The following is a 26,890-nucleotide window of genomic DNA, read 5'->3' on the forward strand; positions in this document are numbered from 1 at the left end:
GATGCAAAAAGAAGTATTTCAAGACTTACCGCTTGAAGAGGTGCTCGGAGACCGATTTGGGCGTTATAGTAAATATATTATTCAGGAACGGGCGCTTCCTGATGCCCGGGATGGGTTAAAGCCGGTACAGCGCCGGATTCTATACGCTATGCATACAGAGGGGAATACACATGAAAAGGGATTCCGAAAATCAGCTAAAACGGTCGGTAATGTAATCGGGAATTTCCACCCGCATGGTGACTCTTCTGTTTATGATGCAATGGTGCGGATGAGCCAGGAGTGGAAGCTTCGTCAGCTGCTTGTCGAAATGCATGGTAACAACGGTTCTGTTGACGGTGATCCACCGGCTGCGATGCGTTATACAGAAGCAAGACTGTCCGCTATTTCGGGAGAACTGTTAAAAGATATCGATAAACGTACGGTGGACTTTATTCCCAACTTTGATGATACGACAGAGGAACCGACTGTTTTACCAGCGCGGTTTCCTAATTTATTAGTCAATGGTTCAACAGGGATATCAGCAGGGTACGCAACGGAAATCCCTCCGCATCAGCTAGGCGAAGTCATTGATGCAGCAATCATGAGAATGGATCGTCCAGACTGCACAGTAGATGATTTAATGGAAGTGATCAAAGGACCAGACTTTCCAACAGGCGGCATTATTCAAGGGGTCGATGGCATTGAGAAAGCGTACAGAACAGGCAAAGGGAAAATTATTGTACGCGGAAAAGCTGAAATTGAAGAGATCCGGGGCGGAAAAAAGCAAATTGTTATCACTGAAATTCCTTACGACGTCAATAAAGCAACTCTCGTTAAAAAAATGGATGATTTCCGGCTCGATCGTAAAATAGAAGGAATCGCTGAAGTACGGGACGAAACAGATCGCACGGGTCTTCGCATCGTAATTGAATTGAAGAAAGATGGCGATGCCCAAGGAATCTTAAATTACTTATACAAAGCAAGTGACCTGCAAATTAGCTATAACTTCAATATGGTAGCGATCCATAATCAACGTCCAGTACTAATGGGGCTGCCAGAACTGCTTGATGCTTACATAAGCCACCAAAAAGAAGTGGTGACAAAGCGATCTGAATATGAACTAGCTAAAGCGAAAGCCCGCCAGCATATCGTAGAAGGATTAATTAAGGCCTTATCGATTCTTGATGAGGTCATCGCCACTATCCGGGCATCGAAGGATAAGCGTGATGCTAAAGCCAATTTAATGACTGCATTTGACTTTACAGAAGCACAGGCAGAGGCCATTGTGAGCCTCCAGCTATACCGGTTGACCAATACAGATATTACAGCCCTGCAAAAAGAAGCAGAAGAACTTGCAGAAGAAGTAGAACAGCTAACGGCCATCTTAGCGAGTGAGAAAAAACTGACAAGTGTCATTAAAAAAGAATTAAAAGAAGTACGAAAAAAATACAATGACACGAGACGGACGGTTATCGAAAAAGAGATTGAGGAAATTAAAGTAAATCTCGAAGTCCTCATCCCTAACGAAGAAGTAGTCGTGACAGTTACAAAAGACGGCTATATTAAACGGACGAGCCTGCGCTCTTATTCTGCATCCGGCGGAAAAGATCTTGCTATGAAAGAGACCGACCGGCTCCTCTATAAAGAAGAAGTGCATACAACGGATGTATTACTAGTATTCACAAGCAAGGGAAGCTATTTATACTTGCCTGTGCATGAACTTCCTGATATTCGCTGGAAGGACCTTGGGCAGCATTTGGCGAGCCTTGTTACGCTTGAAAAAGATGAATCCATTGTGACGGCTTTTGCGATTAAAGATTTTCAAGAGCCGCTTTATCTGCTGTTTGCTACAAAAAATGGCATGATCAAACGGACTGAATTGGCGTCTTATAAAGTGCAACGCTATTCAAGGGCTCTCACAGCGATTAAATTAAAAGATGACGATGAGGTCATTAGCGTTCATTTAACAGATGGAAACAAACAAATCTTCTTAGCGACTCATTTTGGGTATGGACTATTATTCTCTGAAGAAGAAGTCAGTCTTGTTGGTCCGCGGGCAGCAGGAGTAAAAGGAATTAATTTAAAAGACGGCGACCATTTAGTGAGTATGGAAGTGTGGGAAGCCAACGAAGAAAAAGACTTACTGCTCGTTACCCATCGCGGAGCTGTGAAGAAAATGAAATCAACGGAATTTGAACCGCTTTCACGTGCTGCACGGGGAGTCGTCATGCTGCGGGAATTAAAAGGGAACCCACATCGTGTAGCAGGCTTAGCCGTAATCGATCAAAATGAACAGTTCGTACTGCAAACCGCAAAAGGAAGCACCGAGCAGTTTGATTTTTCGGATTTAAAACGAAGCGACCGTTATTCCAATGGAACGTTCGTTTTAGACGAAAATGAGAGTGGAAAGGTCACCTCTATTTGGAAGCAGATACAATTAGAGGATTCATAAAAGAATAAATAGGCTGATATGATTAAGTTGATTAAAAGTGCTGAAGGAAGCTGGATACAAAACCCAGCTTCTTTTTGTTTGTTTTTATAAAAGAAAGGGAAAGAAAGAAGGGTACCTAGGTCGGTTGATTGCAAGTCAATCTTTTGGTAAATTGTAATAGCTGATTTTTGTCAATCACTATCAAGAAGGGATGCATTTTATGGACTTTATGGAAAGGCTCGATCAGTACATACTCTCAATCAACAATTATTTGTATTCATATGTCATGATCGCTCTATTAATCGGGCTTGGCTTGTTTTTCTCCTTTAAAACAAAGTTTGTCCAGTTTCGTTTATTTAAAGAGATGTTTCGCGTGATCTTTGAAAAATCAACAATTTCCACTGCAGGAAAGAAAGGAATTTCTTCATTCCAGGCTTTTACGGTGAGTGCTGCTTCAAGAATTGGGACAGGCAACCTGGCAGGTGTAGCGACAGCGATTGCGACAGGCGGTCCTGGTGCTGTCTTTTGGATGTGGCTCATTGCGTTTATCGGTGCTGCCTCTAGCTTCGTGGAAAGTACACTTGCGCAAATTTATAAAGTGAAAGATGAAAACGGCTTTCGCGGGGGGCCAGCTTACTATATGGAAAGAGGCTTAAATAAAAGATGGATGGGAATTATATTTGCTGTTACGATTACATTTTGTTTTGGTCTCGTCTTTAATGCCGTTCAATCTAACACCATTTCGATTGCGATGAATGAAAGCTTTCAAGTGTCAAAGCCGGTTGTGGGAATTATTTTATGTATTTTAACAGCTTTCATCATTTTTGGGGGACTTAAACGAATTGCTCATGTTACCCAAGTACTTGTACCGGTTATGGCGATTATTTATATCCTTGTAGCTTTTTTTGTATTGATCATAAATATAACAGAAATTCCAGCCATGTTTATGCTAATCATTAAAAATGCGTTTGGCATAGAAGAAGCGCTAGGAGGGACGCTCGGAGCCGCGATCATGAATGGCATCAAGCGCGGTCTATTCTCCAATGAAGCAGGGATGGGGTCAGCTCCAAACGCGGCAGCAGCCGCTTCTGTCAGCCATCCAGTGAAGCAAGGACTCATCCAGACGCTCGGTGTATTTGTCGACACGATCGTTGTTTGTTCGGCTACCGCTTTCATTATTTTGCTGTCGGGAGAATATTTACGGAAGGACGCTTCTTCGATTAACTTAACGCAATCGGCTCTTTCCGTTCATATAGGAGACTGGGCATCTATCTTTTTGGCTGTAGCTATTTTTCTGTTTGCGTTCAGTTCCGTGATCGGAAACTATTATTATGGAGAGACGAATATTGAGTTTATTAAAAACTCTCGAGGTGCTTTATTCATTTATAGACTAGCGGTTATTGGCATGGTGTACTTTGGTTCTGTTGCAAAGATTAGCCTCGTCTGGGATATGGCAGACTTGTTTATGGCGATTATGGCGCTCATTAACTTAGTTGCTATCGCTGGGCTCTATAGAATCGCTGCAGCGGCATTGAAAGATTATCAACAACAGCGAAGGGCTGGAAAAGAGCCTGTTTTTTACTCGGATTCAATAGAAGGGATCGGTCAAGTAGATTGCTGGGAACGAAAACGGCTAAATGAAGAATAAGTATAGCGCAGCTTAGGCTGCGCTATGTTTATTTCGCACGTGTAAAAGTTAATATTCTATTTCTCCTATAGGGGCAACAACCTATTTTTATTGTAAGAAATTTGATAAAATCTAAAGAACCATATTCGTTTATAGGTTTTTAATAGAGGAATATAAGGATAAATGGTGAAATTAGCCATTAAGCGAATGATAAAGCAGGTGAATGATGTTGAGCAATGCCTTCGTTGTTTTGTTATATATTAATTTAGTTCTTGTCATTATTTTATTCTCCTTGCTTGCTTTTTTACTCATTCAAAAAATAATCATTAATAGAAAAGCAGCTAAGGTAGAAAAAATAAAAGCTTATTTACGCCCCGATTTATTTGCTTATTTACTAGGTAGTGAGGAAGCGTTATATAACAGGTGGATCAACGACACGCCGTTTAGCATACAAGCGCTTGAGGAGCTATTGGAAGAAGCCGCGATGATGTTAAAAGGGGAAGAAATAGGAGCGACTATTACTTCACTCGCCGAAGAGCGCTTAACGGCTGAATATAAACGACGGCTGACAAAAAGACGGTGGAGTACACGAATGAATGTCCTTTACCGGATAGAAGGCTTTCGTATGACCTCTTTTTCACCTCACTTGTGGCTTGCCCTGGCTGAAAATTCACTTCAAACAGAAGCAGAGCGGAAAGAGGCTATTCGGGTTCTTGCTTCTTTGCAATCCCAAGCTTTGGCTAGGGATCTTGTTGATTTAGCCCCGCCGTATTCTAAAGGTTTATATAAGGATGTCTTGAGAAGATTTAATGATACATATCAATTGTTTTTCATAGAGAACTATGAAAAGTTAAACAATGTATTCAAACAAGCTATCATTGAGTGGATGGCAGAAAAACAGGATTACAGCAATATTCCGTTTATTAAAGCCCAATTAAAACAGCCGCATTTAGAGCTTAGAATTGCCGCTCTAAAAGTGCTTTATTTATTTGGATATGCTGAAGAGGAAACGGATATCTATCCATTTAGCAGCTCTGTACATTGGCAGGAACGGATGTTGTTTGCCAAGTTGGCGGGAGCAGCAAAAAAGGATCGTTTTTTGCCTCAGCTGACAAAATTAATTGCCGATGAGAACTGGTTTGTACGCAATGCTGCCGGGGAAGCGATTCAAAAATACGCAGACGGTACGCTCATTTTGCAGCACATAGTAGAAACTCATCGCGACCGCTATGCAAAGGACATGGCTGCCCAGTGGCTCGAGAGTGAAGGAGTGACAGCGTGATGAACCAATTCATTAGCATGCTTGGTACTGTTTTGTCCTGGTTGTTTATTTCCTATACAGCTTTTGTGCTTTTATTTTACTTTATTATTCTGTTTATCTCAGCGAGGCAATTGCGCAGTGAATATGGCTTTAACTCCAGCGAGGCAGAGGAAGATCTGCTTGATTCCTTTGATACAAAGCCCGTTTCTATTCTTGTGCCTGCTTATAACGAAGAAGCGGGTATTTATAATAGTGTGCGCTCTCTTCTTAGCATTTATTATCCGGAATACGAGGTTATCGTCATTAACGATGGCTCAAAGGATAGAACTGCTGAAACGATGATCGAATCATTTCAGATGGTAAAGACAAATAAAGTATTGCGTACGAGAATTCCAACAGCTGAAGTAAAAGGAATTTACCGTTCAACACTTTATAAAAATCTATACATGATTGACAAGAAAAATGGCGGGAAAGCAGATGCTTTAAATGCAGGGATAAACTTATCTCATTATCCATATGTTTGTTCACTGGATGGAGATTCCGTTTTAGAAAGAAATGCGTTTTTAAAAGTGATTAAGCCGATTTTAGATTCAAACGGTGATGTGATTGCTGTTGGGGGAAGTGTAAGAATCGCCAATGGCTGTTATATCGAAGGCGGAGAAGTGATGGAAGTGGGCCTATCCAACAAGCCATTTGTAATTATGCAGGTCATAGAATATTTACGAGCTTTTTTAATCGGCCGCATCGGCTTAAGCCGTCATAATTTGCTGCTTATTATTTCAGGGGCATTTGGTGTATTTGAGAAAGAGTCCGTTATTCACATTGGCGGCTATCGGACCAATACAGTAGGAGAGGATATGGATTTAGTCGTTCGGCTGCACCGGATGATTAAAGAGGAAGGATTGAATAAAAAGATACTATACGTACCTGACCCAGTCTGCTGGACAGAGGCTCCAGAGTCGGCTCTCTATTTACGCAGGCAGCGCCAGCGTTGGCATCGAGGGCTGTGTGAAGTCATTTGGAATAACAAGGATATGCTGTTTAACCCAAAATACGGCCTCGTCGGCATGTTATCCATGGCTTATTTCTTTTTAATTGAGCTGATGGGCGTGTTTGTTGAACTGATGGGTTATTTGCTTATTATATTCGGTTTGCTGTTTTCTTTTATTAATCCCGAAACGGCCCTGCTGATGGCCACTTTATCATTTTTATATGGCTCGATTTTATCCATGAGCGGCGTACTCTTAGAAGAATGGAGTTTAAGGAAGTACCCGGAACCGTCTGATATTGTGAAACTATTTTTCTTTGCCCTTTCTGAAACATTCTGGTATCGGCCTTTAATGATTAAATGGCGGTTAGAAGGATTCTTTCAGTTTTTAGCCGGTAAGAAGGATTGGGGAGAGATGAAGCGGATTGGCGTCGGAGCGAAGACAGAATCAAAATAACGTTTAGTAACGATCATGAAGAAAAGCAGTTGAAAGGAGTTCTATTCATTTGTTTCAGGAATTTAAAAAATTTGCCATGCGCGGCAATGTGATTGATCTAGCTGTCGGTGTTATTATTGGATCGGCGTTTGGCAAAATTGTTTCTTCTCTTGTACAAGATATAATTATGCCCGTCATCGGCTTACTGATAGGAGGCATTAATTTTTCTAAATTGGTGTTCCAATTTGGGAGCGCTCAAGTAAAGTACGGGCTTTTTATACAGTCCATTGTTCACTTTCTCATTATTTCCTTTTCATTATTTCTCTTTGTTCGTTTGTTCAACAAGTTGTATCATGAGAAGAAGGAAGAAGAGGCGGAACCTGTGCTTTCCAAGGAAGAAGAATTGCTTACAGAGATTAGAGATTTATTAAAATCAAAAAAAGTGCTTAACAATTTAGAAGATTCAGAGTATAATAGAGAAAATTAAATAAAAGTTAGCTAGGGGTGCCTTTATGGCTGAGAGGATGCAAGCATCTAACCCTTGAACCTGATTTGGTTAGTACCAACGGAGGGAAGCTGTATTTTATGTATGTATCTTTGTTTGTTGTACATAAAGAAAAGCCTGCCGTTGTGGCAGGCTTTTTTTCATTGTAAAAAGGAGGAAGTAATATGGATGAATTAATCATTGGTCAAACGAAGTTAACGAACCGTCTCTTTACGGGGACAGGAAAGTTTGCCGATCACTCGGTCATGAGGCAAGCCTTTGCCCAGTCCGGTTCAGAAGTAGTCACGGTAGCAGTCAGAAGGGTGGATCTTGAAGCGGGCCATGAAAATATTTTGGAAGACATTCCACCAAACATGATTATTATGCCTAATACATCAGGCGCGAGAAATGCCGAGGAGGCGGTCAGGATCGCTAGACTGGCGAGAGCGGCTGGAATGGGCAATTGGATTAAAATCGAAGTGATTTCTGATCAAAAGTATTTACTGCCAGACAATGAAGAAACAATTCGGGCGACTAATATCCTTGCTAACGAGGGCTTTGTCGTTCTCCCTTATATGAATCCCGATTTAATGGCAGCCAAAAAATTAGCGGATGCCGGCGCAGCCGCTATTATGCCGCTCGGTTCACCTATTGGATCAAATAGGGGCATTCGTATGAAAGAGATGATTCGAATTTTAATCGAAGAAAAAACGCTGCCTATCATTGTAGACGCAGGAATTGGCAGGCCGTCTGAAGCGGCTGAAGCAATGGAAATGGGAGCGGACGCTGTTCTTGTTAACACGGCCATTGCGACAGCGGACGACCCGGTAAGCATGGCAGAAGCTTTTAACTTGGCCGTTATGGCTGGACGAAAAGCATATTTAGCCGGACTAGGACCAGTATCACAAAGGGCAGCTGCTTCATCACCGCTGACTGGATTTTTACGTTAGTGTCTGTTTCAAGGTGAAGGCGTTTTTTCAATAGTGACTGATAGTAAGGAGGAATTTGATGAGTTTCTATGAGGTGTACGATTCAATTAAACATAAACCATATGAAACAATGTTAGAAAGCATGACGATAAAGGATGTAGACAGGGCTTTAAATAAAACAGACCTAGATGAACCCGACTTATTAGCCCTTCTTTCACCGGCTGCTGCTGAGCGCTTAGAAGAGATGGCGCAGAAGGCTCACTGGCTCACTGTTCAGAATTTTGGGAAAATAATTTCTTTGTATGCACCGCTGTACTTAACGGACTACTGTGTAAATAAATGTGCTTATTGCAGCTTTAGCTTTGATAATGATTTTCCAAGACGGAAGTTAACCGCTTTGGAAATTGATCAGGAAGCTAAAGCGTTAAAAGAAATGGGCATCCAGCACGTTATTTTGCTGACAGGTGAATCTCGTATTCACTCGTCGGTTTCTTATTTGGCAGAGAGTGCCCGTATTTTAAGGAAGCATGCTGCTTCCATCGCGATCGAGGTGCAGCCGCTTGATACGAAGGAATATCACCAGCTTTTCCAGGCCGGTGTTGATGGGCTGACTGTTTATCAAGAAGTCTACAATGAAGAAGTGTATAAAGACATTCATATAAAAGGGCCGAAAAGAAATTATCGCTATCGCCTTGATGCACCGGAGCGAGGCTGTCAGGCCGGCATGAGGTCGATTAATATCGGGGCGCTGCTCGGGATGGACAATTGGCAAAAAGAAGTGTTCTTTACGGCTTTGCATGCCCGCTATTTGCAGAAAAAGTACATCGAAACAGACATTGCTGTTTCTTTTCCGCGTATCCGTCCGAACCTCGGCGGATTTGAACCGCGAGTGAACGTAGAGGATAAAGATCTTGTTCAGGCTATGCTTGCTTTCCGCTTATTTATGCCGCGCGCAGGCATTACGCTTTCCACTCGTGAAGAAGCAGAACTTAGAGATCATCTTATTAAGCTTGGCGTAACGAAAATGTCCGCTGCTTCTTCTACAGTTGTTGGCGGCTATGCGAACAAAATAGAGGATAACAGCCAATTTGAAATTTCTGATACCCGCTCGGTAGAAGAAGTAAAGAACCGGCTTAAACAGCTCGGCTACCAGCCGGTTTCTAAAGATTGGGACATTTTGGCAGGTGAGGAGGAGAAAGATGTCTTTCCAGCTTCATGCGATCACAACCGGAAAGCTCGAACTGGTGCAGGCGTCTAACATTGCCTCTGATATACATTCTTTTGTTGATTTCATTCATATTAGAGAAAAACAGCGCAGTGCCAAGGAGTTATTCCATTGGGTTGAAATCTTTATCGCTAACGGGGTTCCTAAAGAAAAAATTATCATCAATGACCGTGTAGATGTGGCGCTTGCAGCTGGAGCCGGCGGTGTGCAATTAACAGAGAACAGTTTGCCGCTACAAAGTGTGAAGGAGTTTAGTCAACAGATGAAGGTGGGCTGTTCGATTCACGAGCCGGCAACTGCTGCAAAGATAGCGGCAGAACAGGTAGATTGGCTGCTGTTTGGACATATCTATGAAACAGCTTCTAAGCAGGGAAAAAAACCTAGAGGGCTAGGTCGACTGAAGAAAACAGTCCGCGCTTCATCTGTCCCTGTTGTGGCAATTGGCGGAGTCATGCCGAAGCATATCCAGGAAATAAAAACGGCGGGAGCGAAAGGCATCGCTGTGATGTCAGGGATTTTTGCAAGCAAAGAGCCAGGAAAAGCAGCTGCTCGTTACCGTCATGAAATAGATAAGGAGGAAAGCCGATTATATGAACATCATTATTAATGGCAAAGAGGAACAAATTGCTTTACAAGAGCCAACGCTTGAGCATTTGCTCGCTGCTTATTCACTGCAGGGCAAATCGGTAATCATTGAAGCAAATGGACAGATCGTTCCAAAAGAGAAGGTTGGCTTGACGGCTGTAAAAGAGGGAGATCGCATTGAAATCGTTCAATTCGTTGGCGGCGGTTAAGAAGGAGGAAGGATGATGGAAAGTCGTTATTCCAGACAAGAATTATTTTTAAAGGAAGCCCATCCTTATCTGGATAAACACGTATTGATTATAGGGGTTGGGGCGCTTGGTTCATCCTTGTCAGAAATGCTCGTTAGGGCGGGAGTCGGAAAGCTTACACTAATTGATCGTGATTACGTTGATTGGACGAATTTGCAACGCCAGCAGCTTTATAAGGAGCAAGATGCCAAAGAGCGTCTGCCGAAAGCAGAAGCAGCTAGAAACAGACTACAGGAAATTAATTCAGGCGTAGAGATATCTGCTATCACTGCGGATGGAGGACCAGAGGAGCTGTCAACTCTAATGGAGAATCAACGTCCAGATCTGCTGCTGGATGGAACGGATAATTTTGAAACACGATTTTTAATCAATGACTTGTCTCAAAAATATAACGTTCCATGGATCTATGGGGCATGCGTCGGCAGCCAAGGAATTAGCTGCGTCATCATTCCCGGGGAAACACCGTGTTTCACCTGCTTGCTTGATGTTCTCCCAGCTGAGGGAATGACTTGCGACACAGCAGGAATTATCGCGCCCGCTGTGCAGATGACGACTGCTTTTCAAGGAGCGGAAGCGTTAAAAATCCTGGCAGGCAGATGGGAAGATGTACGGCGGGAGCTTGTTTCGTTTGATGTATGGACAAACACTTATTCCTCTATTAAGATAGCAGTGTTAAAGAAAACAACTTGTCCATCTTGTGGAGAAGAGGCAAGATATCCGTATTTAACCGAAGACAATCGGACAAAAATAGCTGTTTTGTGTGGAAGAAACACGGTGCAGGTAAGACCGCCAAAAAACAGAACGTTTAATTTAACAGAGCTAGCTTCCATACTTGAGAAGCAAGGGGCAAAGGTAAAAACAAATGGCTTTTTGCTTTCCGCTGTCATTTTAGAAAAAAGAATTGTTCTTTTTCAAGATGGCAGAATGCTTGTACACGGCTCAAAAGATCCAGAAGGGGCTAAAAAGCTTTATCAGCAATTGCTAGGTTAATAACGAAGGAGAAGACTGTCGGCGAGTAGAGGCTGGCAGTCTTTTTCTTATTGTACAAAATGGCCGCTTACTGTTCTATTTCTCCAGCCGCAGCGATATAAAAGAAGGGAGATAGTCTGTTCAGAAAGGGAGAGACATCTTTTTACATAGCGTACAGAGAAAGGGGAAGAGGTTGAATGAAAAGCTGTTTACAGTGTGGAAGGACGAGCAGACAAGAGAGAGAAAAATGTCCTTTCTGCAGCATAAGAACAGCGGCTGGGCAAACGACAGCTACACTCAGAGCGAACAGGCGGAAACAGAGGTACTGGATGGTGTTTTTGCTTATTTTATTGTTGGGTGGAGTCATAACGATGGCTTTTTTGTTCCCTACATCACCGAAAGAGCTTTTTTTATTATCTGAATACGAAAATTACAAACAAATGAAAGCTGAATTTACTGAACAATACGGAAAAGCAGTAGAGTTCTCTAACAAGGTGACAGAGCAGCCCTCAATTTCCCATATCACACTGCAAGCCGGAATGAAAATGAACCCTCTGTCCTCTCATTCCCAAGCAGCGATGTTAAGAGAACGATTCAACAACGCGAAAATGGCCATAAAAGCACAACGAGATCCACAGAACAACGCAGGGCATTATAATGTTGCTCTCAATCTTGAAAATGAAGACATCCTCGACATAGATTTCAACCATACAAGTACACAAACGGGGATCAGAGTACCCTCCCTTTATTCTAAGTTTCTCTATCTGAACTTGGGAGAATACGGTGATTTTATGAGGAAAATCGAGCCATCTTATGCCGGACCTGAAAAACTAGAATTTTCAAACATAAATTGGAAAGACCTTAAGCTAACCGAAAGAGAAATAACTTACTTGCAAGAACGATATATCCTTTTTCTAATAGAACAGCTAAAGGAGGAGAATTTTGCTCTTGAAAAAGGGATAGAGTATTCGGTTAAAGGGAAAAAGCTGAAGCTTAAAAAAGTGACCTTTTCATTGACAGCAGAAGAGACAAAAAGCTTCGTGACTCTCTTCATAGATCGGTTAATTCAAGATAAAAAACTTCATTCCATGCTGGCGGCCCGGATAGGAGAGGCGGCAAAAGCAGGAGCTGTTATAGAGGCAAATGGAGAAGTGGCTAATCAAAAGAAGATAGAAGCCGATATGGCGAATAATTTAAAACAAGCAAAGAAAAAGTTACAGGAAACAACATTCCCAGAAGGCTTTTCTTCTATTTTGCTTATAGATAAAAAACAGAGGATAGTTGAGCGGACATTGAAATGGACAGTTGCTTCATCGGCTTCTGGTCAAGTCGCTTGGTCTATTCAGACGAAGGATGTTCCTTTTGGAAAAGAACAGCGTTTAAAAGAGTGGACAGTAAAGGCCGTGCCGAAAGAGCATAGAAGACAAATAACCACTGTTCAATGGACAAAACATATTAAAGGGAAAGCGAAAGGACGAACGGAACAGGTACACCTTTCTTTAAAATCGAACGGTAAAACGATCAATTTCAAAATGAAATCAACATTTAATAGAAATTCAGGAGAAAAGCAAAGGATTAACCGTTTTTTTGCCATTGCGGCTCAAGGGATAGGGGCTCGTGAAAGGCTCTCTAACATTAGCGGAAGCGTCAAACAAGTTCAGGACATCAATATGGATAAGGAGTATTTAAACGACAAGCTGGATGTAACTGTTAACTATGATAATGAAGCAGACAGCGGCACGTTTTCTTTTTTAATAGAGTCAAAGTTAAAGCTAGTAGACAAAGTTAAAACCGCTTCGTTCTCAAATGATCCTAAAAAGAGTGTGGACGTGAACAGAATAACAGAGGTCCAAATGGCACAAATCCAGCAGGAAGTCGTCTTGAACATCATGAATTTTATAAATAGATTAGGATTGCTTAGAGGGGCTCCTCTCATAGATGACCCTCATGCGGAAGACTTGTATAAGGAGGATCTGGAATCTGAAGAAGTGTTTCGCAGCGAGACATTGGAACATGAAAAGGGAGTTTTCTAGCTAGTCGTGCTCCTTATTAAATCCATCAATCATGAATATGTGAAATGGTCATGAAAATAACCTGTTCCATGTGTCTGAACAGGCTATTTTCTATATTATCAACTGCAGTATCCTTGTTTCAAAGAATAAGAGAATATATGTAACTACTCTTGCATATTATAACATGTCCTGCATCTATGATTCTTTTAATCTTTGCATGGAAAGCCGCAGTTCTCCTATACCAAAGGAGCTGCCACTCGTTATCAAAGAAAATGGAGGGGTTACAATGCAAAAACTACTTTCCGTACTGCCGCGCGTTCAGGAGTTTTTAAAAGGAACGAAAAAGCTGTTCATAAATGGGGAATGGGTTAGCCCAGTGTCAGGAAAAACATTTAAAACTTTTAATCCGGCTACAGGAGATGTGCTAGCTGTTGTGGGAGAGGCACAGAAAGAAGATATTGATAAGGCTGTAAAAGCAGCGAGAAAAGCGTTTGATGAAGGTCCATGGTCCAAAATGAGTGCAGCTGATCGCAGCCGCCTGATTTATCTGCTGGCAGATAAGATGGAGGAACATAAGAAGGAGCTTGCGCAGCTTGATACACTCGACAGCGGAAAGCCAATTCGTGAATCGTCAGCGGCGGATGTCCCGCTCGCCATTGAGCATTTTCGCTATTTTGCCGGCTGGTGTACGAAGATTCTTGGTCAAACGATCCCGGTGAGCGGCAACTATTTAAATTACACGCGCCACGAGCCCGTAGGGGTTGTGGGCCAAATTATTCCATGGAACTTCCCGTTATTAATGGCGACATGGAAGCTTGGAGCCGCTCTCGCTACAGGTTGTACAGTTGTATTGAAACCGGCAGAGCAAACACCGCTCTCCGCTTTATACTTAGCAGGGCTTGCTCAAGAAGTCGGATTTCCGCCGGGTGTTATTAATGTGGTAACAGGGTTTGGAGAAACAGCAGGCTCTCCGCTTGTTAACCATGAGCAAGTGGATAAAATTGCTTTTACCGGATCGACAGAAGTTGGAAAGTTAATCATGCGGCAAGCTTCTGACACGTTGAAAAGAGTGACGCTTGAATTAGGCGGGAAGTCGCCCAATATTATCTTGCCAGATGCCGACTTAAGTAAAGCGGTGTCGGGTGCTTTATCTGGCATTATGTTTAATCAGGGGCAAGTTTGCTGTGCAGGTTCCCGTTTATATGTGCCGAAAAAACAATATGATAATTTCTTAGCCGATATGGTCGGCCATGCCAAAAAAATCAAACAGGGACAAGGAATTGATCCAGCTACCGAAATGGGGCCGCTCGTCTCTGATGAGCAGCAAAAAAGAGTAATGACTTATATCCGGAAAGGGAAAGAAGAAGGGGCCGAAATTTTAACGGGCGGAACGGTGCCTTTTAAACAAGGATATTTCGTTCAGCCGACGATCTTTGCAGATGTGAATGACTCTATGACCATCGCGCGGGAAGAAATATTTGGGCCTGTCGTTTCCGCATTGCCTTATGAAGACATCGACGACTTAATTGAACGGGCCAACAAGACAAACTACGGATTGGCTGCGGGTGTCTGGACGGAAAACTTAAAGAATGCTCATTATATAGCGAGCCGTCTAAAAGCGGGAACAGTATGGGTGAACTGTTATAACGTATTAGATGCAGCGAGTCCGTTTGGTGGATATAAACAATCAGGCCTTGGCCGGGAAATGGGATCTTATGCCCTTGATGCATATACAGAAGTGAAAAGCGTATGGGTCGATTTAAAAATGTAACCCTTATGTAAAGCAGAAAATAAACGAAGAAGCATTTGACTGATTTCGGTCAAATGCTTCTTTTCTCGCTTATTTTAAAAATAATGATGAAACTCTTTCTCCGCGATAACCGTCGCTGATTTTCTTCGAAATAACAGCCAAACGAATATACTTAAAGTAAAGGCTACTCCTTCAAGTGAAAGAATATACCAAGGGTAAGGCCCGAGAAAGTCAAGCAGGCTGGCCGTTGAAGGCTTATGGTGCAAGTAGAGATAATTTCCCTCTGTGAGTTGATTGATGAATGAAATAACAGGCACAAGCAGATTAAGAAAAATCATCGTCTTGATAACCGATGTAAAGGTAGGTCTGTAGCCTTTTACCCACGTAAAGTAAAGTGGGGTGCAAACGATTAGAATATGTGTACAAAAGAAATGAAAAAATCGAAAATGCGGAAAGCCAAAAAACAAATAAGGAGTAATTAAGGCTTGAGACGCTCCAAGTAAGCCGATAAATAACAAAATCTCATAAAATATATTTTTCCTCGTTATCAAGAGAAGAATAGTAAAGAAAGTGGCAAAGCTGCACAGTTCAAGCGGAAGAGACCGGTCGACTGTCCATGTGCCGGTTTGAAGCATCCAAATATGGTAAGTCGCCTCGATTCCAATTAAGAAGAATGCGACCGCTAATTCAACGGTCCGCATGTTTCTGCTACGCAGCTTTTCTTTAAATAGAAAAATAGAAAAAATGATCAAAACCAATATGATTAACGCTGTAATATGACTGGCAGAAAACATATGGAAATGAACGTGTTTGTAACTGCCGCTGAACCAATCCATCTATTCGTCCCCCTTATTTGAATATCTTACCATATAGGAATCCATTAAATAACCATCCTATGAAAAAGGCAGTTTATTGATTTATACGTACGTGAAAAATATAAAATAATGCATAGTTGTACATGAAAGTAAAAAGAAATCGGTATAATTATAGTAGGAAAGAAATTACAGGGGGTTCATTATGGTAAAATATATCGTTTTTGACTTTGACGGCACGCTGGCAAATTCGCTTGAGTTATTTATTGCCGGATACAACGACCTCGCTGCTAAGGAAGGCTACCGTGAGGTGAAGAAAGAGGACATAGATTCTTTAAGTAAGATGACGATTCCAGAGAGGTGCCGCCATCTGAATTTTCCGATGAGAAACATTCCTTTAGCAGCAACGAAACTGTACCGATATTTAAGGAAATCAGAGAGGGGGCTTCCGCTTTACTCAGGAGTTAAAGAAATGCTTGATCAACTTCATCAACAAGGATTAAAGGTTGCCATTATTTCGTCTAATGCGACGGACATTATTAGCCGTTCACTTCAAGACCATCAAATTAGTTACGTAGATGATATCCTATGCTCTAAACATATTTTCAGTAAAGATAAATTGATGAAGAAGCTGATGGCAAAATATAAGGTACAGCCATCAGAGGTGTTATACGTGGGGGATGAAGAAAGGGATATTTTGGCCAGTAAAAAAGCGGGGATAAAAGTTGTTTGGGTTGATTGGGGATACGATGATGAGGCGATTGCTTTGAAAGCAAGCCCAGATTTCATTGCTCGGCAGCCTTCTGATATCCTGACAGCTGTAGCGGAGATACAATAATATTCAAATCATTAAGAGAAAGCTGTCGCCTGGCCGTAAAATGAGCAGGACGACAGTTTTTTTGAAGAAGCCTTGGATTTATTCACTTGCTGCCTTTTGCTATACTTGAGCTGTTTAGAGCGGAGTGACCGGTCAATATCTTAAAGTAAGCAGTAAATCACGAATAGAAGGGTCTTTCATAATGGTGTCTCTGTACTTATAAGTAATTTCTGTCAAAGCGACATCGTGATAGAAAAATTCAGTGAAGAACTTTACTAATGGTTTCGACATCGTATGGATCGCCTGCCATTTATTTTCCTCAATGCCCGCAAACAGCATTTCCCGGCCGTCTACTATTAAGATTCGGCTTTTTTCCAAATGGTTGTGATTCTTATCCGGAATCAACGTCGTGACTGAAGAGATGGTTGTAGAAATTTCACCAATTACATGAATTTTCACTTCCACTCCATTACGATATTTATCTTCTAGAAGAGGAAGGTAATCAGGAAAGTCGTCTGACCATCCGGAAATAATAATGGAATGAGCCGCTTTTTGAATGATACTTTTCAATAAAGCTTGAATAGAGCGATTTTCTTTCAGTGTCCAGACACGGTCATCTGTAGTTGTCTGCTTCATTTTGGCTTTACGCAATTGATCAATATGCGAATCAAAGTCTGCTTTTAGCTTCGCGATGGCAGACTCAACCGGAAGAGCGGTGTACAGCCGTTTTTTTTCAATTGTTGATTCAAGAATCATTCCCTTTTCTCCCATTCGATAGAGCACTTCATATACTTTTGCACGGGGAACGCCGGATAGTTTAACGATGCTTGTTGCATCTAATGGTTCTCCGGTCGAGACAAGAGATTCATATACTTTGCTCTCGTACTGAGTAAATCCAAATTGTTGAAGCATGGTTTGACCCCTCACTCATCTTTTTTAAACACATCATAACATAACCACAAAATATCACAGGGGTGAAAAAAATTTTTCTTGTCTTTCTCCTCTATAGAAGTTACTCTTTTAGTAGTAACTTCTATAGGAAGGGTGCTCGTATGGATAAAAGAGTGTATTTATTAACCATCGTATCCTTTGTTGTTGGAATGGTGGAATTAATTATTGGCGGGCTGCTCGACTTAGTGGCTCAAGACTTAAATGTAAGTCTCGGACGCGCCGGTTTTTTAATTACGATCTTTTCGCTCGTATTTGCCGTTTCGGCGCCTGTTTTGTTAACTTTAACTGCAAACGTTGAACGAAAAAAGTTAACTTTACTTGCTTTGGTCACTTTCTTAATCGGCAATATTGTGGCTGCTGTCAGCCCATCTTACAATGTATTATTGTTTGCTCGGATACTCTCGGCTGTGAGCGGCTCACTGCTTGTTGTACTTTGTGTAACAATGGCATCAAATGTTGTTTCGCAGGCGTACCGGGCCCGGGCGATTGGAATTGTATTCATGGGAATTAGCGCATCACTTGTGCTGGGGGTGCCAATCGGATTGGTGCTTGGAAATGCTTTTGGCTGGAGAGCTCCCTTTATTCTTATCTGTCTGTTAACTGTGCTTTCCATAACTGGCGTGTATTTTTTTATGGGAAAGCTGGAGGCAAGACCCTCTATCCCATTTAAAGATCAGCTGCGGACGCTAAAAGAAGGGAAGATTCTTCTCGCTCAGTTGATTTCTTTCCTGTTTCTTGCCGGTCATTTGACACTGTATGGATACTTGACTCCTTTTTTAAAGAGCACGTTGCATTTAGGTGGAACGTGGGTGAGTGCTGTCTATTTCATTTTTGGTGTAGCAGCTGTATTAGGCGGGGGACTTGGCGGAGTGCTGGCCGACCGCTTCGGCACTAAACAGACAATTCTCGCTGTTCTTGTTTTGTTTGCTGTTACTCTTTTTTCTATTCCGTACACAACATTTGCTTTGCCGCTCTTTTTGATTGTCATGATTATATGGAGTATGCTGAGCTGGGCGATTACACCCGCGATGCAAAGCTACTTAATAGAGATTTCTCCAGCAACAGCTGATATTCAGCAAAGCTTGAACAATTCGGCCCTTCACTTCGGCATTGCCTTCGGCTCATTTGTTGGCGGACTTGTGATTGAACATGCGTCTGTTGAACAGAATGCTAGTGTTGGCGGGATATTTATTTTAATCGCTCTTATAACAGCTATCTTTTCTGTAGCAAAAGAAAATAAAAGAGCAGGGAACAATGAAGAAATGAAAAGGGTAAAGCAATTGTGAAAAAGCTGTTTCGCTATGTTAAGAGGTTCTATTATTTGTTACGAGGCATATTTGCCAAACGAAAAACCGTGCAGGGAGTTGTAGCTTCCTGCACGGTTTCTTTCTGTTGAACTGTCTTGATGGGGAAATAGGCTGCTTTTAATTAATACTTTCTATAGCTCACCTTATCGATAACCGTTGTGGACGATGCCGGTCCTTCTATCTCAAGCCATGAAGGATACCAGCTGTTAATCATCAGCTGCATCGGCTGAGAGCTGAAATTGCCTTTCCAGGACTGGATTAGTTCTCCATCAATCAGAAAGCGTGTTTCTTCAGGCAGGACGTCCATTCGGTAATCGTGAAATTCCTGCGTTGGATCAAATGGAAGAGGGTATTCCTGCTGTTTCGCCACTTTTCCATTTTGGTAAATCGTAAAAAGCACTTTGCTCTTTCGTTCGTTAAAAATCTCGATATCCACCTCATGGTATAAATCAGGCGGGGCGTAGAGAAAAAATCCTGTAATTGAACCGGGGGAATGGGCCGTTTTAATGCTGGCTTCAAATTGCCCATATTGAAAAAGCTCCTTCGTTCGGATCTCTCCACCGGCTGCTGGTTGGCTGTCTAGTTCAATTTTTATCGTGCCGGAACCCGGTTGAACTTGTTGAGCTAACAAGTAGCCGCGCCCCAATTTAAACTGCTCTCGCACCTCCCATTTTTTATTATCCAGAGTATGAAAGGTGTCGACGGTTGACGGTGTAAAATCTACTGTTTCTTTTTCTGAAAACAAGTTTTTCTCCTTTAGTAATAGGAGAACCAATGAAAAAGCCGCTATGAACAACAACAAGCTTGAAAGAAGTAACTTCTTTTTCATTTACCTCTCTCCATTATTTGTATTTAGCAAATTCTTTTTGGATGATCTCGTACGACCTCTTTAATCGCTCTTCATATTGAGGCTGCTGCCACGTTTTCCAGCTGTAAGAGAAGAAGTCGTCTGTATTCAGGCGGCTTTGCTTGGAGCCGGCCACAGCTGCAAGCGAGATGTCTTGAATTTTTTGGGAAGCTTCCGGGCCGCCTTTCCAGTAGTCACCAGCAATTTCTTTCGTACTTGGATCTTTTACATTAAGAAGCATCCATGGTATACGAATTTCTACTATCCCGGTTTTCATATTTATTTCGTAATCAGCTAAAGAGTCATAGTTTTGAGCGTCGGGATTGCCATTTCCTTTTTCCAGCTTGCCTGTTTCGAAAGATTCAAAAGGATATACCTCTTTCGTGACAGGGTTCGTTAGGGTTTTATTTAAAGCCATCTCGATTTTATGAAACTGGCCGTTATTTTTTCGAGAAGCATAAGGCTTTTTAGGAATAAGCTTTAATTTTTCTCCGTACATAAAATAGTGGCTGTCATAGTAGCTGTCAACAAGCATTCGGGAATCGTTCTTTCCATTCAGGCGCAAAAGAAAATCGATGCCCCGTTCGGAGGCAATGCCGCCGTTATAGGAAATGCTTTTGTTTCCCTGCTCCGGAATCGTATCAATTAAAAGGGTTGTATCCATGCCGGCATCCTTTGCCTGTTTATAGTCCAGGCGGATATATAGGTATCTTTCGTCATGAGTGACAAACATTTTCTTGATGACTTTGTTTGTCTTCAGCTTTGCTGGTTTAATTTTTTCTTTTTTCCAGTCGTCTGTTTTTCCATCGACCCGGATTTTTAAGCGATCAAAGCTCAGAATTCCGAATTGCTGCTCGTTCGTTTGGGCATTTGACCAATACGGGCGCCGGTTAGGGTCATCAAAGTCCATCGTATTCCAAGTCCGTTTGAACCATTCATCTTGCCAGTTGAAGACAAGCCCGCCAGTGTAGCCCTCTTTCAGAATATCCTCAAAGCGTTCGGCGACGACTTTGCCTTGTTTCTCTTCGCTGTTATGACCTTGATTCCAGCCGTATGGGTTGGAATGGGTAATACCCCGCGAGGCAGGAAGGCCAAATTCAGCAATTAGAACAGGCATTGTGTGAGCTTTCTTTAAGTCATGCAAATAGCCTGCATAGCTGTTTGCTTTGCCGCGATGATCTTTATATTTCAAGTAGTTTTTATCAATGTTCAGAAAATCCGGATAGTAAGGGTACACATGATAAGCAGCGAAATAGCCTGCTTTCAATTGTTCTGTCGGATGGATGACATTCGGGTTAATTCCAACCAGATCTTCTTTTTTAAGCGGTTCATACGGATGATCTAGTAAGTCGGTTGTGACCCAGTTTGTAAAGCTGATTGGATGCTGCGTACCATAGTTTTGAGATTCTTGCTGAATCGTGTAATCCATCATGGAGGCGAGCCAGTATTCGAACGGCTGAGCCTGTTTGGTCCTCATATAGGTGCCGGAGAAATCGCCTTTTCCTTGATGTTTTTTATTTGTGCTGTCCACCATATCAGGGTACCACTCGATTCCCACAATCCAGCCGATTAAATAAGGGGATACATCCGCCTTGTACGAACCGCTGGCATGTCCTGGCTTTTCGGGAACCGCAGCATTGCCATGTACGACGTCTACGATGGTTTTAATGTCAGACTTAAATTGTTTCACAATGCCGCTATCAAATGCATCCAGCTTCTCTTCAAGCGGCTCTTCATCAATCCAGATGCCGTGGAATAAATAAATAGGTGTTTCAGCTTGTTCATTGTACCGTTTTAATGCCCGGTAGAACCCAGGTGGATGGAGAGTATAGACACGGATCGCATTGGCATTCATTTTGCCGATTTGCTGAATCCACCGATAATATTCGTCTTCCGTAATAGCAGCTTCTCCAGGCCATGCACCCGGTTTTCCCATTCCCATGTTGACTCCCTTAATGGTCATCGGTACCCATTTGCCGTTTTTCAAGATTTGAAAACGATCGCCTTCCAGCTTTGCGTTGATGGATATACCGTCTACTTTCTCTTGTTCAACCTTGGCGGTTTCTTGCTTTTTCGGAGAGTGACTTGCTGCTTCATCAAGAATAGTTTCCATCAGAGGGGCATACGTGTTCCAGTAAAAAGCTTCGCTGTCGGCTGAATTTTCTTTTGTAAATAAGCTCTTCATTTTAATAAGGCCTGCCGTTTTATAGAAAGAAGGCAGATGGTTCGTATCATTATAGTCTCCTGCAAAGTAAAAAGCGGGGGAGCCATTTTTTTCTGTCTTCGTGATGGCCGCAAACTTTTCAGGAATTCCATGCCTGTGGAGCCATTTTTCACCTTCGTTCGTTAGGCTCCATTCATAGTTAGCGATCACTTCTTTTTCATTCCGTGGAGTAATGACGTCAAACCAATAGTTATAGCGCGGGCTTTCTTTCAGGTTGAATTCCTTTTTTCCTGAAGTGGTAAACTTTAGAGTCAGCTGATTGGATTTCAGATGACGTTCTTCTAATACAACTACTTGTCCATCCTCATGGATAAATACAAAGCCGGGACCTGATTTGTTCCATGGCTGTTTTTCTTGAGCTTCATAGGCACGAATAGCTGTATCAGGTATTTCTTTGTTTTTCGCGGGGTCTAGCTCCTCAAAGCTGCGTCCAATCCACCCAGTCCAGTTAATATTCAAAAAGCTAAGAAGACCTTCACGCACATTTTTAGGGGTGGGAGAAGCAAAGCTATTATATTCTGAAACCCAGACAGGCAGATGGTCATAATACAGCTCTTGCAGCTTTGTCCATTCTTGGTTGCTTAATCCTCCATAAGAGCCTTTGGAATGGGGAGTATCAATTCCATATGTGTCGGCTGTATAAATAAGTTGTGGTGAGTTAGATATTTTAGAAATAGAGCGATTTGTATATTTTTTTCCGTCAACCGGAACGATTCCTGCATAATCCATTTCTTTTCTGTAAGGTTCACCGGAAGAATGGTTATATTTTTTGTAGTTTAGCAGCCATGTCAATCCTTGATGTTCTCGGAAGGTATGATCAGGCACCGTTTTATCGAAGATTAATAGATTCATTTTTTTCGCTGGCTTTGCGTACCAGACGAGTATGGGAGATGCGATTATAATAAGCAGGATGACAAGCCAAAGCCACTTTCTCATCTTATTTAGCTCCTTTACCAAATTAATAGCTTCTGCTCATTATATCTCTCTTTTACCAATAAAATAAACAATCGTTTACGGGACAAAATTAGAAAAGGAAGAGAAGAAGCAGGATAGAGAATAACGATAAAGAAATCAATATTCGCCTTTCAAAGGTTGACTCGTCATAAAAATCATATTATGATTTTATCAACCGATAGGTTTTTGCTTTAATGAAAGGGATTTTGAATATGAGTCATCAGTTAGAACATGACAGGAAAACACGTCAGAAAATTGTCAAGGTAGCCCGTGATCTTTTTATGGAATTAGGTTACAGAGCTGTTTCTACCCGGAGAATTGCTGATGTCTGCGGCATTACTCAGCCAACTCTTTATCATCATTTTAAAAACAAAAAAGAACTTTACATGGAAGTATTAAAGTCTGAGCTGCTTGATATGCAAACAGCCCTTGACCGAATTATTAAACGGTTCGAAAATCCTCTTGAAGAGTGCTTATTTCAAGTTACATACTATATACTGATTAATAAGCCTGCTGGAATAGGACAGATGTTTCATGACATTGAAAAAGAGTTAGATAAAGAGCAGCAGGAGGAAATCAAAAAAAGGTGGATTGAAGCTTACCAGGCACCTATAGCTTCTATTTTTGAAAAAGGAATAAGAGAAGGAAAGCTTAGAGATCCTGCTGAGTTTGGCTCAGATCCTGTTCTTTCTTCTTATTTACTTTTGAATTTGATTTCATCTAGGAACACAGATCATCCTGTGCCGGAACCTGTAGCAAAAGCACAAGCAAGACTTTATACGAATGTCCTTCTATATGGGTTAGCCTCTCCGGATGAAGAAACAAAAAAATAGTAGACTTTAACAAATGATTCTGTTGAAGTTTCTTTTTTTGATAAAAAACCTATCAGTTGATAGGGAGGGTGGTTAAGTATTTTACTTTAGATAAATAAGAAGACATGAAACAGAGGAGGAAAGAAGATGGGATTTCTAACGAAATTCAGCTTAAAAAATGCGGTTGCTGTATTCATTGTTTCATTTTTATTAATACTGGGGGGCGTTTATTCTTTTTCTAAACTAAAGGTAGATCAATTTCCGGATATCGAGTTTCCGCAAATTTCTATAGAAGCCGTCTACCCAGGGGCCTCACCGGATGACGTTGATCAGCAGGTTGTGTCAAAGCTTGAGAATCAGCTTAATTCTATCGAAGGCGTCACGAAGATGACTAGCTCTGCTTATGATAGCATCGGTATCATCACATTAGAGTTTCCGTTTGATACAGATCTTGATAAGGTAGAACAGCAAGTTAATTCTGCAGTAGACGAGGCAGGATTGCCTGATGATGCTGACATTAAGTTAAATCGCCTATCGTTTGGATCTTTTCCAATTTATAATATTTCAATTTTTAGTAAGAATGGGGAAAGCATTGAAAAGTTAATGAAGGAGGAGGTCATTCCTGAGCTCAAGAAAATAAAAGGCATCAATAATGTGTCTGTAGCTGGCCTAACGAATAATCTAGTGCAAATAACAGTCGATCAGGAAAAAGCAGAACGAGCGGGTCTTTCTCTTAACAGTATAAAAGAGCAAATCAACGAGAAGTATTTATCCTTCCCGGCAGGTGAGCTAACAGAGAATAAGGAGCAAATTCCAATCCGGGTAGAAGAAAACCTTAAGTCCCTTTCCAAGCTGGAAAATTTACAGTTAAAGCCTGCATTTGGAGTGCAGCAGCCGGGGACTCAAGGTGCCCCAGCACCACAAGCAGACGTGATCCGCTTAAAAGATGTGGCATCCATTAAAAAAGTAACCGATCAAAACGAAATGGCCCGTTACAATGAAAAAGAATCCTTATCCATGGCTATTACGAAAAAGCAAGAGGCTAATACGGTTGAAGTGGCAGACAAAGTCATGGATATTCTAAAGAAATATGATGACGAAATCGCTTATGAAATCGGCATCGATTCTGCAAAGGACATTGAAAAATCCGTTAGCACGTTAGTGAAAGAAGGATTACTTGGGGCCCTATTTGCCTCGATTGCTGTTTTGGTGTTCCTTCGCAATGCAAGAGCGACGATTATTGCCATTGTGTCCATTCCGTTGTCGCTGCTCATTGCAGCTATCTTTCTGAACCAGCTTGATATTTCGTTAAATATTATGACACTTGGAGGAATGGCGGTCGCCGTCGGGCGTGTCGTAGATGACAGCATTGTCGTCATTGAAAACATCTTCAGACGGGTTCGAAAATCGAATGAAGGCATGTCCGACAAAATTATTTTAGAATCAACAAAAGAAATTTTAAAGGCGATCACCTCATCCACCTTAACAACGGTTGTTGTTTTTCTTCCGATCGGCTTCGTAGGGGGAATAACAGGAAAATTCTTTTTACCCTTTGCTTTAACGATTATTTTCTCTTTATTAGCTTCACTGCTTGTTTCGATTACGATTGTGCCTATTTTAGCGAAGTTCTCATTTAAGAAGGTGCCTGCTGAGGAGAAAGAGGGCGTTCTTCAAAGGGTCTATGGCCGCTTAATTGAAACATCATTAAATCACAAGTTTATGATTTTACTCGCATCTGTCTTATTACTTGGTGGCTCCTTTGCTGTTGTCCCTTCATTAGGATTTACCTTTATCCCGAATGAACAGTCAAAAACATTAACGACTTCTATTGAGCTGCCATCTTCGGCTTCTCTCGAAAAAACAAATAACATTTCATTGCTTGTGGAAGATATGCTCAGCAAACAAACAGAAATAGCAAACGTAACAGCTTCTGTAGGAGCCAGAGATTTTACAACAGGACTCAGACTCGAAAACAAAGCAAGCTATTTTCTTAATTTAAAAGATAACACTGACGTTGAAAAAACAATTAAATCGCTGGAGAAGAAAATAGAAGACATTTCCGATAAGGAGCAGGCAGATGTAAAAATAAGTGTTCGGGAATTAGAAACAGGAGGTCCTCCTTCAAATAACAATGTGGATGTTGACTTGTTTTCTAATGATTTAAATAAACTGCAAAAAGCTGCGAAGCAAGTAGAAGACTATATGCAAAAAAACAATGATTTAAAGTATATTACGAATAATTTCAGCGAAAAGCAAAAACAGTTCTTAGTCGAAATCAATCCTGATAAAGCGAGCGAGTATGGATTATCAGGTTTCCAGATTCTTGGGACAGTAAGTGAGCAAACGAAGCCGGTGAATGTTGGAACTTTAACATTAGACGGTAAAGAGCAGGAGATTCAGCTATCTTTTGATAAAAAGCTGCAATCAAAGGAGCAGCTGGAGGACGTTATTCTCTTTTCTCAAAAAGGCCCTGTTAAACTTTCAGAAGTAGCCGCCATTAAGCAAGTTGATGCCTTTACATCCATTCAGAAGCTGGATGGCAAGGTGTATGCGCGTGTTTCTGGACAGGTAAAAGGAAATGATGTGCAGGCTGTATCATCAGAAGTAAAAGCAGGAGTAGAAGAGCTTGATTTACCTAAGGGTGTATCTCTAACAAGCGGTGGGGGAAATGATGAAACCATTGAAATCTTCCAATCATTAGGAGTGGCTATTATTGTAGCTATTGGACTGGTGTATTTGACGATGTTAATCACGTTCGGAAAAGCACGAATTCCCTTTATTATCTTGTCTTCACTCATTTTTGTACCGATCGGTTCACTTGTTTCACTTTATGTGGTGAAAGAACCATTATCCGTTAGTGTTATGATTGGTTTCTTAATGTTGATCGGAATTGTGACAACAAATGCCATCGTGCTCGTTGATCGGGTTGGTCAAAATAGAACGAGAGGATTAACCATAAGAAAGTCTTTAGTAGAAGCAGGAAAGACAAGATTACGGCCGATTTTAATGACAGCATTTGCCACCATTGCAGCCCTCATCCCGCTTGCGATGACTACTTCATCAGGAACGCTGATTTCAAAAGGGTTAGCGATAACAGTCATTGGAGGGTTAACGTCATCCACGTTATTAACCTTAATTATTGTTCCTGTTGTGTATGAATTATTTTTCTTTAAAACTTCTAAGAAAGAAAGAGAAATAGCGGGCAAGCAGTAAAACTTTACTTTCTGTTCTTGATTTGAATT

The 26,890-nt window shown here is 41.5% G+C and carries 21 protein-coding genes and 1 riboswitch; of the genes, 17 read left to right on the forward strand and 4 right to left on the reverse strand.

Annotation, left to right across the window (positions count from 1 at the left end; genetic code table 11):
* The first annotated feature begins 1 nt into the window (after window position 1).
* The 13 genes from parC (at window position 2) to AC623_RS07760 (ending at window position 14,945) form a co-directional block, all read left to right on the forward strand.
* Window positions 2-2,431 (forward strand): DNA topoisomerase IV subunit A, encoded by a 2,430-nt coding sequence (gene parC / locus AC623_RS07700; RefSeq protein ID WP_049661913.1) that lies wholly within the window; start codon window positions 2-4, stop codon window positions 2,429-2,431.
* Window positions 2,432-2,639: 208 nt separating this feature from the next.
* Complete coding sequence (locus AC623_RS07705; RefSeq protein ID WP_156187114.1) at window positions 2,640-4,058, forward strand: alanine/glycine:cation symporter family protein; 1,419 nt, start codon at window positions 2,640-2,642, stop codon at window positions 4,056-4,058.
* Window positions 4,059-4,263: 205 nt separating this feature from the next.
* The gene (locus AC623_RS07710) at window positions 4,264-5,319 is read left to right on the forward strand and encodes a HEAT repeat domain-containing protein (RefSeq protein ID WP_049661915.1); all 1,056 of its coding nucleotides are present in this window, start codon (window positions 4,264-4,266) and stop codon (window positions 5,317-5,319) included.
* Between the two features lie 17 nt (window positions 5,320-5,336).
* Window positions 5,337-6,743 (forward strand): glycosyltransferase family 2 protein, encoded by a 1,407-nt coding sequence (locus tag AC623_RS07715; RefSeq protein WP_049666378.1) that lies wholly within the window; start codon window positions 5,337-5,339, stop codon window positions 6,741-6,743.
* Between the two features lie 49 nt (window positions 6,744-6,792).
* The gene (mscL, locus tag AC623_RS07720; RefSeq protein WP_049661916.1) at window positions 6,793-7,209 is read left to right on the forward strand and encodes a large conductance mechanosensitive channel protein MscL; all 417 of its coding nucleotides are present in this window, start codon (window positions 6,793-6,795) and stop codon (window positions 7,207-7,209) included.
* Between the two features lie 3 nt (window positions 7,210-7,212).
* A riboswitch (TPP riboswitch) is annotated at window positions 7,213-7,313 on the forward strand.
* 78 nt (window positions 7,314-7,391) lie between these two features.
* Window positions 7,392-8,156: a thiazole synthase gene (locus AC623_RS07725; protein WP_049661917.1), complete on the forward strand. Its 765-nt coding sequence runs from the start codon at window positions 7,392-7,394 to the stop codon at window positions 8,154-8,156.
* 58 nt (window positions 8,157-8,214) lie between these two features.
* Window positions 8,215-9,393, forward strand: a complete 1,179-nt coding sequence (gene thiH / locus AC623_RS07730) for a 2-iminoacetate synthase ThiH (protein WP_082174357.1) — start codon at window positions 8,215-8,217, stop codon at window positions 9,391-9,393.
* The gene (locus AC623_RS07735; protein ID WP_049661918.1) at window positions 9,335-9,967 is read left to right on the forward strand and encodes a thiamine phosphate synthase; all 633 of its coding nucleotides are present in this window, start codon (window positions 9,335-9,337) and stop codon (window positions 9,965-9,967) included. The genes thiH and AC623_RS07735 overlap by 59 nt, the downstream gene beginning before the upstream one ends.
* A complete protein-coding gene (gene thiS, locus AC623_RS07740; RefSeq protein WP_049661919.1) occupies window positions 9,951-10,154 on the forward strand; it encodes a sulfur carrier protein ThiS in 204 nt (67 codons plus the stop codon). Before AC623_RS07735 ends, thiS begins: the two co-directional genes overlap by 17 nt.
* A 15-nt stretch (window positions 10,155-10,169) precedes the next feature.
* A complete protein-coding gene (locus tag AC623_RS07745; RefSeq protein ID WP_049661920.1) occupies window positions 10,170-11,183 on the forward strand; it encodes a ThiF family adenylyltransferase in 1,014 nt (337 codons plus the stop codon).
* Between the two features lie 172 nt (window positions 11,184-11,355).
* Window positions 11,356-11,583: a hypothetical protein gene (locus AC623_RS07750; protein WP_049661921.1), complete on the forward strand. Its 228-nt coding sequence runs from the start codon at window positions 11,356-11,358 to the stop codon at window positions 11,581-11,583.
* Window positions 11,534-13,195, forward strand: coding sequence for a DUF6583 family protein (locus AC623_RS07755; protein ID WP_049661922.1), 1,662 nt, complete (start codon window positions 11,534-11,536; stop codon window positions 13,193-13,195). The genes AC623_RS07750 and AC623_RS07755 overlap by 50 nt, the downstream gene beginning before the upstream one ends.
* A 265-nt stretch (window positions 13,196-13,460) precedes the next feature.
* Window positions 13,461-14,945 carry an aldehyde dehydrogenase family protein gene (locus AC623_RS07760; RefSeq protein WP_049661923.1) on the forward strand — a complete coding sequence of 495 codons (1,485 nt, stop codon included), beginning with the start codon at window positions 13,461-13,463 and terminating at the stop codon, window positions 14,943-14,945.
* A gap of 74 nt (window positions 14,946-15,019) precedes the next feature.
* Here the strand turns inward: AC623_RS07760 and AC623_RS07765 are convergent, their stop codons facing one another.
* The gene (locus AC623_RS07765) at window positions 15,020-15,760 is read right to left on the reverse strand and encodes a YwaF family protein (protein WP_049661924.1); all 741 of its coding nucleotides are present in this window, start codon (window positions 15,758-15,760) and stop codon (window positions 15,020-15,022) included.
* 181 nt (window positions 15,761-15,941) lie between these two features.
* Between AC623_RS07765 and AC623_RS07770 the strand changes: the two genes are divergently transcribed.
* A complete protein-coding gene (locus AC623_RS07770; protein ID WP_049661925.1) occupies window positions 15,942-16,574 on the forward strand; it encodes an HAD-IA family hydrolase in 633 nt (210 codons plus the stop codon).
* Window positions 16,575-16,706: 132 nt separating this feature from the next.
* Here AC623_RS07770 and AC623_RS07775 read toward each other — a convergent pair whose 3' ends face one another.
* Complete coding sequence (locus AC623_RS07775; RefSeq protein WP_049661926.1) at window positions 16,707-17,465, reverse strand: TrmB family transcriptional regulator; 759 nt, start codon at window positions 17,463-17,465, stop codon at window positions 16,707-16,709.
* Window positions 17,466-17,605: 140 nt separating this feature from the next.
* On the opposite strand from AC623_RS07775, the gene AC623_RS07780 reads away from it, so the two are divergent.
* Window positions 17,606-18,790 (forward strand): MFS transporter, encoded by a 1,185-nt coding sequence (locus AC623_RS07780; RefSeq protein ID WP_049661927.1) that lies wholly within the window; start codon window positions 17,606-17,608, stop codon window positions 18,788-18,790.
* Window positions 18,791-18,932: 142 nt separating this feature from the next.
* Here AC623_RS07780 and AC623_RS07785 read toward each other — a convergent pair whose 3' ends face one another.
* Together AC623_RS07785 and AC623_RS07790 are read right to left on the reverse strand one after the other, a co-directional pair.
* Entirely contained in the window at window positions 18,933-19,640 is a 708-nt protein-coding gene (locus AC623_RS07785; RefSeq protein WP_049661928.1) for a glycoside hydrolase family 16 protein, read from the reverse strand.
* Between the two features lie 13 nt (window positions 19,641-19,653).
* Window positions 19,654-22,818, reverse strand: a complete 3,165-nt coding sequence (locus tag AC623_RS07790; RefSeq protein WP_049661929.1) for a hypothetical protein — start codon at window positions 22,816-22,818, stop codon at window positions 19,654-19,656.
* 230 nt (window positions 22,819-23,048) lie between these two features.
* Between AC623_RS07790 and AC623_RS07795 the strand changes: the two genes are divergently transcribed.
* Window positions 23,049-23,669, forward strand: coding sequence for a TetR/AcrR family transcriptional regulator (locus AC623_RS07795; RefSeq protein ID WP_049661930.1), 621 nt, complete (start codon window positions 23,049-23,051; stop codon window positions 23,667-23,669).
* A gap of 126 nt (window positions 23,670-23,795) precedes the next feature.
* On the forward strand, window positions 23,796-26,861 hold the full coding sequence (locus AC623_RS07800) for an efflux RND transporter permease subunit (protein WP_049661931.1): 3,066 nt from the start codon (window positions 23,796-23,798) through the stop codon (window positions 26,859-26,861).
* Window positions 26,862-26,890: the final 29 nt, after the last annotated feature.

The sequence above is a fragment of the Bacillus sp. FJAT-27231 genome, from assembly GCF_001183975.1.
GTDB classification, from domain to species: Bacteria; Bacillota; Bacilli; order Bacillales; family Domibacillaceae; genus Pseudobacillus; species Pseudobacillus wudalianchiensis.

Coding starts and splice junctions, on each gene's coding strand:
- parC (WP_049661913.1), top strand. CDS start 2: ATGCAAAAAGAAGTATTTCAAGACTTACCGCTTGAAGAGGTGCTCGGA.
- AC623_RS07705 (WP_156187114.1), top strand. CDS start 2,640: ATGGAAAGGCTCGATCAGTACATACTCTCAATCAACAATTATTTGTAT.
- AC623_RS07710 (WP_049661915.1), top strand. CDS start 4,264: ATGTTGAGCAATGCCTTCGTTGTTTTGTTATATATTAATTTAGTTCTT.
- AC623_RS07715 (WP_049666378.1), top strand. CDS start 5,337: ATGCTTGGTACTGTTTTGTCCTGGTTGTTTATTTCCTATACAGCTTTT.
- AC623_RS07725 (WP_049661917.1), top strand. CDS start 7,392: ATGGATGAATTAATCATTGGTCAAACGAAGTTAACGAACCGTCTCTTT.
- thiH (WP_082174357.1), top strand. CDS start 8,215: ATGAGTTTCTATGAGGTGTACGATTCAATTAAACATAAACCATATGAA.
- AC623_RS07735 (WP_049661918.1), top strand. CDS start 9,335: ATGTCTTTCCAGCTTCATGCGATCACAACCGGAAAGCTCGAACTGGTG.
- thiS (WP_049661919.1), top strand. CDS start 9,951: ATGAACATCATTATTAATGGCAAAGAGGAACAAATTGCTTTACAAGAG.
- AC623_RS07745 (WP_049661920.1), top strand. CDS start 10,170: ATGGAAAGTCGTTATTCCAGACAAGAATTATTTTTAAAGGAAGCCCAT.
- AC623_RS07755 (WP_049661922.1), top strand. CDS start 11,534: ATGGCTTTTTTGTTCCCTACATCACCGAAAGAGCTTTTTTTATTATCT.
- AC623_RS07760 (WP_049661923.1), top strand. CDS start 13,461: ATGCAAAAACTACTTTCCGTACTGCCGCGCGTTCAGGAGTTTTTAAAA.
- AC623_RS07765 (WP_049661924.1), bottom strand. CDS start 15,760: ATGGATTGGTTCAGCGGCAGTTACAAACACGTTCATTTCCATATGTTT.
- AC623_RS07770 (WP_049661925.1), top strand. CDS start 15,942: ATGGTAAAATATATCGTTTTTGACTTTGACGGCACGCTGGCAAATTCG.
- AC623_RS07775 (WP_049661926.1), bottom strand. CDS start 17,465: ATGCTTCAACAATTTGGATTTACTCAGTACGAGAGCAAAGTATATGAA.
- AC623_RS07780 (WP_049661927.1), top strand. CDS start 17,606: ATGGATAAAAGAGTGTATTTATTAACCATCGTATCCTTTGTTGTTGGA.
- AC623_RS07785 (WP_049661928.1), bottom strand. CDS start 19,640: ATGAAAAAGAAGTTACTTCTTTCAAGCTTGTTGTTGTTCATAGCGGCT.
- AC623_RS07790 (WP_049661929.1), bottom strand. CDS start 22,818: ATGAGAAAGTGGCTTTGGCTTGTCATCCTGCTTATTATAATCGCATCT.
- AC623_RS07795 (WP_049661930.1), top strand. CDS start 23,049: ATGAGTCATCAGTTAGAACATGACAGGAAAACACGTCAGAAAATTGTC.
- AC623_RS07800 (WP_049661931.1), top strand. CDS start 23,796: ATGGGATTTCTAACGAAATTCAGCTTAAAAAATGCGGTTGCTGTATTC.